Source organism: Pseudomonas sp. NPDC087814, from assembly GCF_044742865.1.
In the GTDB taxonomy this organism is placed as follows: domain Bacteria; phylum Pseudomonadota; class Gammaproteobacteria; order Pseudomonadales; family Pseudomonadaceae; genus Aquipseudomonas.
The window spans coordinates 1-5,975 of the sequence record NZ_JBIUVK010000092.1 but is presented as its reverse complement, the minus strand read 5'-3'; the positions used below and the strand labels follow the sequence as shown (position 1 = coordinate 5,975).

6 protein-coding genes are annotated in these 5,975 nt (G+C 62.4%); all 6 read left to right on the top strand.

Annotated elements, in window-relative coordinates; translation table 11 throughout:
- The first annotated feature begins 230 nt into the window (after nucleotides 1–230).
- Genes fmdA through ACIOMR_RS30530 form a run of 6 tightly spaced genes read left to right on the top strand, consistent with a single transcriptional unit; the run spans nucleotide 231 to nucleotide 5,821 of the window.
- Entirely contained in the window at nucleotides 231–1,460 is a 1,230-nt protein-coding gene (fmdA, locus tag ACIOMR_RS30555) for a formamidase (RefSeq protein ID WP_003218608.1), read from the top strand.
- Nucleotides 1,461–1,462: 2 nt separating this feature from the next.
- On the top strand, nucleotides 1,463–1,810 hold the full coding sequence (locus ACIOMR_RS30550) for a zinc ribbon domain-containing protein (RefSeq protein WP_008432727.1): 348 nt from the start codon (nucleotides 1,463–1,465) through the stop codon (nucleotides 1,808–1,810).
- 15 nt (nucleotides 1,811–1,825) lie between these two features.
- Nucleotides 1,826–2,869: an aliphatic amidase gene (locus ACIOMR_RS30545; RefSeq protein ID WP_003218599.1), complete on the top strand. Its 1,044-nt coding sequence runs from the start codon at nucleotides 1,826–1,828 to the stop codon at nucleotides 2,867–2,869.
- Between the two features lie 3 nt (nucleotides 2,870–2,872).
- On the top strand, nucleotides 2,873–3,829 hold the full coding sequence (locus ACIOMR_RS30540) for an AAA family ATPase (protein ID WP_087693090.1): 957 nt from the start codon (nucleotides 2,873–2,875) through the stop codon (nucleotides 3,827–3,829).
- A 50-nt stretch (nucleotides 3,830–3,879) separates the two neighbouring features.
- Entirely contained in the window at nucleotides 3,880–4,443 is a 564-nt protein-coding gene (locus ACIOMR_RS30535; protein WP_401198129.1) for a DUF2239 family protein, read from the top strand.
- A gap of 22 nt (nucleotides 4,444–4,465) precedes the next feature.
- Nucleotides 4,466–5,821 (top strand): MATE family efflux transporter, encoded by a 1,356-nt coding sequence (locus ACIOMR_RS30530; protein WP_003218590.1) that lies wholly within the window; start codon nucleotides 4,466–4,468, stop codon nucleotides 5,819–5,821.
- Nucleotides 5,822–5,975: the final 154 nt, after the last annotated feature.

Below are 5,975 nucleotides of genomic sequence, written 5' to 3'. Positions count from 1 at the left end.
GCACACCGAGCCTAGGCGAGGTGCCGAGTGGTGGGGCAAGAGCGTTTTGCTTACTTTTGCGCTGTTCAAAAGTGAGCCGCTGTAAGAGCGGAACCGATATCAGCCATCACCCAAAAAACGGATATGCCCCCCAACCCCAAAGACGCATACGTCATCCAACGTATTCCCCGCCCAACCCCATCCCCGTGAGACTGCTCCCGACAGCCAACCCACCCTCCGGGAGCACCTCGATGACCGACACCCTGATCAAAGTCGACCTCAACCAACCCGTCACCGAAAACGAACAGATCCACAACCGTTGGCACCCGGACATCCCGATGGCTTGCTGGGTCAAACCCGGCGATGACTTCATCCTCGAAACCTACGACTGGACCGCCGGCGCCATCAAGAACAACGACGACGCCAGCGACGTGCGCGACGTCGACCTCTCCACCGTGCATTACCTCTCCGGTCCGGTGGGCGTACACGGCGCCGAACCCGGCGACTTGCTGGTGGTCGACCTGCTCGACATCGGCGCCAAGGCCGACTCCCAGTGGGGCTTCAACGGCTTCTTCTCCCGCCAGAACGGCGGCGGCTTTCTCACCGATCACTTCCCCAGCGCGCAAAAAGCCATCTGGGATTTCAAGGGTATGTTCACCAGCTCCCGGCACATCCCGGGCGTCAATTTTGCGGGCCTGATCCACCCCGGCCTGATCGGCTGCCTGCCCGACCCGGTGATGCTCGCCGACTGGAATCGTCGCGAGCAGGAGCTGATCGACACCAACCCGACCCGCGTCCCACCCCTGGCCAACGCCCCGCTGGCCGCCACCGCGCACATGGGCAAACTCAAGGGCTCGGCCCGTGATGATGCCGCCGCCACCGGTGCCCGCACCGTGCCGCCCCGTGAGCATGGCGGCAACTGCGATATCAAGGATTTGTCCCGCGGCTCGAAGATCTATTTCCCGGTGTACGTCAACGGCGCCGGCCTGTCGGTGGGCGACTTGCACTTCAGCCAGGGCGACGGCGAAATCACCTTTTGCGGCGCCATCGAAATGGCCGGCTGGGTGCACATGAAGGTCGAGCTGATCAAGGGCGGCATGGCCAAATACGGGATCAAGAACCCGGTGTTCAAGCCAAGCCCGATCACCCCGAACTACAAGAACTACCTGATCTTCGAAGGCATCTCCGTCGACGAACAGGGCCAGCAGCATTACCTGGACGTCAATGTCGCTTACCGCCAGGCCTGCCTGAATGCGATCAACTACCTGACCAAGTTCGGCTACTCGCCGGCCCAGGGGTATGCGTTGCTCGGCTCGGCGCCGGTGCAGGGGCATATCAGCGGCGTGGTGGACATCCCCAACGCCTGCGCGACGTTGTGGCTGCCGACTGAAATCTTCGAGTTCGACATCAACCCCAATGCCAGCGGCCCGACCCAATTCCTCGACGGCAGCATCGACCTGCCCATCGCACCGGACCTGTAGCCATGCCGACCTATGAATATGCCTGTGAGTCCTGCGGCACCTTCACGATGCTGCGGCCCATGGCCCAACGTCACGAACCCAGCCAATGCCCGTATTGCGACGGCCCGGGCGGGCAGTTGCTGCTGTCGGCGCCGGCGCTGACCACGCTGTCGGCCAATCAGCGCAAGGCCATAGCCGGTAACGAGCGCAGCGCCCATGCGCCGCAAACCGTCGGCGAATATCAGGCAGCGCGCAAGCACCCGGCGGGCTGCAGTTGCTGTGGCACCAGCAAGCCGGTGGTGCCGAGCAAGGCCAACCCGCTGGGGCTCAAGACCAGGACCGGGCCACGGCCCTGGATGATCAGTCATTGACCGAGGAGATTTGCAATGCGCCATGGCGACATTTCCAGCAGCCCGGACACGGTCGGCGTTGCTGTCGTGAACTACAAGATGCCGCGCCTGCACAGCAAGGCCGAAGTCATCGATAACGCGAAGAAGATTGCCGAGATTATTGTCGGCATGAAGCAGGGTTTGCCCGGCATGGACCTGGTGGTGTTCCCCGAATACAGCACCATGGGGATCATGTACGACCACGACGAGATGATGGCGACCGCCGCGAGTATTCCCGGCGAGGAGACGGCGATTTTCTCCGCGGCCTGCCGCCAGGCCAATACCTGGGGCGTGTTTTCCCTGACCGGTGAACGCCACGAGGAGCACCCGCACAAGGCGCCGTACAACACGCTGGTGCTGATCAATAACCTCGGCGAGATCGTCCAGCGTTATCGCAAATGCATTCCGTGGTGCCCGATCGAGGGCTGGTACCCGGGCGATCGCACCTACGTGTGCGACGGGCCCAAGGGCATGAAGGTCAGCCTGATCATCTGCGACGACGGCAACTACCCGGAGATCTGGCGTGACTGCGCGATGAAAGGCGCCGAGCTGATCGTGCGCTGCCAGGGCTATATGTACCCGGCCAAGGAGCAGCAGGTGCAGATGTCGAAGAGCATGGCCTGGGCCAATAACTGCTACGTGGCGGTGGCGAATGCGGCGGGGTTCGACGGGGTGTATTCATACTTCGGGCACTCGGCGATCATCGGCTTCGATGGCCGTACCCTAGGCGAGTGCGGCGAAGAAGAGATGGGCATTCAGTACGCCCAGCTGTCGGTGTCGCAGATCCGCGATGCGCGGGCCAACGACCAGTCGCAGAACCATCTGTTCAAGTTGCTGCACCGTGGCTACACCGGCATGCATGCCTCGGGCGATGGGGACAAGGGCGTGGCGGATTGCCCATTCGAGTTCTATCGCACCTGGGTGCTGGACGCGCAAAAGGCCCAAGAGAATGTCGAGGCATTCACTCGCAGCACCGTCGGTGTCGCCGAATGCCCGGTGGGGCAGTTGCCCCATGGCGGTAAAGAAAAAACGGCGGGTTGAGGCATGCGGTTTACTTTTGAACCGGCCCAGGTCATGGCCTTGCTGCGCAGCCGTATCGTTGGCCAGGACGCAGCCCTGGCCCAAATGGAAGGGTTGCTCAAGGTGGTCAAGGCCGATATCGGTGAGCGTGAGCGGCCGTTGAGCGTCAACCTGTTCATGGGGCCTACCGGGGTCGGCAAGACGGAAATCGTCCGGCTGCTGGCCCAGGCGTTGCACGGGCGTGCCGACGGGTTCTGCCGTATCGACATGCACACCCTGGCCCAGGAGCATTATGCCGCCGCACTCACCGGTGCACCGCCGGGTTATGTCGGCAGCAAGGAGGGCATCAGCCTGTTCAACAGCGAACTGATCCAGGGTAGCTACAGCCGCCCTGGTATCGTGCTGTTCGACGAGTTGGAGAAAGCCAGCCAGGAGGTGGTGCGCAGCCTGCTGGGCATCCTTGAAAACGGCCAGCTGACGCTGGCGGGCGGCACTCGTACGCTGGACTTTCGCAACAGCCTGATCTTCATGACCAGCAATATCGGCGCCCAGCAGGCGCGTCGGCACCGGCAACGCTTTGCCCCGTTGCGCTGGTGGGGGCGCGGTGAAGCGGGGGTGTTGGAGGACGCCTTGCACCGCCACTTCGAGCCGGAATTTCTCAATCGCATCGATCGTATCCTGATGTTCGAGCCCATCGACCATCAGTGGCTTGAGGCGCTGCTCAAGGTGGAACTCGGCAAACTCAATCAACGCCTGGCGGCGCAGCACCGATCATTGGTGCTGGATGAATCGGCACGTGCCTGGCTGTGCCGCGACCATGACGTACGGTTCGGCGCCCGCGCCTTGGGCCGCCGATTGCGGGTGGAGCTGGAGCCGGCGATTGCCGAATGCGTATTGCGCGACCCGGGTGTGGGCCCCATGGGCGCGACTGTCGACAGTGATCGTTTGGTGGTTTCGCAACAAGCGGCTTGCATCCAATAAATTTCAGACTAATATAACCCGGGTAAAATAAAATAATCCGGGTAAAAGTCATGAGCGCATCACAGTGCACCGCCTTCCTTGGCCACCAACGCGTGGCTGCCGGCTCTTATGCCGACGTCGCCAAAAACCTGAAAAGCCTCGACCTGGCGACGGGCAGCTTGCTGGTGTTTGATGACGCCAGCGGCGTTCAAGTCGACTATCCCTGGCCCGCCGGTTACGCACCGCAGCAACCGACCGTCGCGGTGACGGAGGCCGACGTGCCGGCGTCACCTACCGTAGGCCGACCGAAGCTGGGGGTGGTCGCCCGTGAAGTGACCCTGCTGCCACGGCATTGGGAGTGGCTGGGGCAACAGCGCGGCGGCGCCTCGGCGGCCTTGCGCCGGCTGGTGGATGAAGCGCGCAACGCCCATGCCGAGCACGATGAGCGACGCCAGGCCAAGGAATCCAGCTATCGTTTCATGAGCGCCCTGGGCGGCGACCTGCCAGGTTTTGAAGAAGCCTCGCGGGCGTTGTTTGCCCAGGACGGCGCGGAATTTTCCAACAAGATCGCGCACTGGCCGGTGGATGTGAAGTTGTACCTGGCCTGGTTGTCACGCAACGCTTTCCCTGCCTAATTGCATTGAGATCCGAACCTTCATGGAAGTCACCCAGCAACGACCGTTGTGGCAGATCTACCTGATCTTTCTGGCACCCATGGTGCTGTCCAATTTCCTCCAGAGCTTTTCCGGCACGCTGAACGGGATCTATGTCGGGCAGATGCTCGGCACCCAGGCGTTGGCGGCGGTGTCGGGGATGTTCCCCATCGTGTTTTTCTTTATCGCCCTGGTGATCGGCCTGGGGGCGGGCGCTTCGGTGCTGATCGGCCAGGCGTGGGGCGCGCAGGAAACCTCGATGGTCAAGTCGATCACCGGCGCCACCCTGACCCTCGGCGCCCTGATCGGGGTGATCGCGGCGGTGCTGGGCAGCGTGTTTGCGCGCCCGGCAATGCAGGCCCTGGGCACACCGGTGGATGTGCTGGATGACGCGGTGGGTTATGCGCAGATGATGATGCTGATCATGCCGCTGTTGCTGGTGTTCATCCTGTTCACCCAACTGCTGCGGGGCGTGAGTGACACGGTGTCGCCCTTATTGGCGCTGATGGTGTCGACCACCGTGGGCCTGGTGCTGACCCCTGCGCTGATCAAGGGCTGGCTGGGCCTGCCGCCGATGGGTATCCAGAGCGCGGTGGTGGCGGGGTTGGTGGGTAATGCCCTGGCGATGACGTTCCTGGTGCTGCGCCTGCGCCATAAAAACCACGTGATGGCGCCGGATCGCCAGTTGATGGCGGCGCTGCGGCTGGATCGGGTGATCCTGGGCAAGGTCCTGCGTATCGGGTTGCCCACTGGGTTGCAGATGGTGGTGCTGTCGTTGTCGGAGCTGGTGATTCTGGCGCTGGTCAACAGCCATGGTTCCCAGGCGACGGCGGCGTATGGGGCGGTGACGCAGATCGTCAACTATGTGCAGTTTCCGGCGTTGTCGATTGCGATCACGGCGTCGATTCTGGGGGCGCAGGCGATCGGGGCGGGGCGCCTGGAGCGGATCGGGCCGATCCTGCGTACGGGGATTTTGATCAACCTGTGCCTGACGGGTGGGTTGATAGTGCTGGGGTATGTGTTGTCGCACTGGCTGTTGGGGTTGTTCATTACCGACGTGGATGCGCGGGTCAAGGCCGAGCACCTGCTGCATATCATGCTCTGGAGCATCCTGGTGTTCGGTTTCCAGGCCGTGGTGGGCGGGATCATGCGGGCCAGCGGGGTGGTGCTGGTGCCGGTGGGGATCTCGATCGTTTGCGTGTTGGGGGTGGAGTTGCCGGTGGCGTATCTGCTGAATGCGCGGTTTGGGCTGGAAGGGGTGTGGATGGCGTTTCCGGTGACGTATCTGGCGATGTTGGGGTTGCAGACGGCTTATTACCGGCTGGTTTGGCGGCATAAGCAGATCAAGCGGTTGGTGTGAGGTTTTTTTTGGCGGGGCGGGGCGGGGTGTACATATCCGTTATTTAGGTAACGGCCGCCTATGGTTTCGCTCTTACAGCGAGTCACTTTGCAAAAGCGTGTACGGACCGGACACATGGTGGACACATGTACGGGGACATGGTTGACACATTATG